The following is a 532-nucleotide window of genomic DNA, read 5'->3' as shown; positions in this document are numbered from 1 at the left end:
ACACCAAGTCCAGCATGATCTACATCTACTGCTTGACCAGATTCCAGAGATTGATTGCCGCAGATTCCCACGGCGATAGCTCGCGCTCCATCCAGGAACCCGGCCTGCCGTGAATACCTGTCGACTGTGCTGCCGCGGAAGAGTTCCTCCAGCAGAAGTGCGTCCCCGCCGCCGTGCGAACCTTCCCCGTTGATGATTTCCAATTCCTCGGCCGGCCCCCAGTGACGCTGGAGGACAAGCTTCTCCCCCTTGGAGCGCCCCGCGGTATTCTGTCCGTCGTCCGAGAAGGACGGATCCACGGGATTTCCCCCTGCGGCAGGAAGCACCGCTGCTCGCTCGACCACATCCAATTCCAGGCGTCCCGCGGTGCCATTGACTGCCACCCGGTACCCCTCCCAGGGGCTGTGCGCATTCAGAGAGTAGGACAGCACCGGACCACCTTCATACTCCACCGTCAACGCCAGATTGTCCTCAATGGTGATCTCGCCTGCGAATACTCCTTGGTCGCGGCGGTATCCGTCATGATGTTCGC

The 532-nt window shown here is 60.9% G+C and carries 1 protein-coding gene; it reads right to left on the bottom strand.

The annotated features are described in order from the left end of the window. On the bottom strand, window positions 1-532 hold a 532-nt coding region (locus Q7C21_RS22905), incomplete at both ends, for a Gfo/Idh/MocA family oxidoreductase (RefSeq protein ID WP_375151224.1).

Origin of the sequence: Pantoea sp. ANP04, assembly GCF_041982285.1 — a bacterium.
Taxonomy (GTDB): Bacteria; Pseudomonadota; Gammaproteobacteria; order Enterobacterales; family Enterobacteriaceae; genus Pantoea; species Pantoea eucalypti.
Note: the sequence above shows the minus strand (reverse complement) of the source record. Positions and strands in the feature narration are given on the sequence as shown.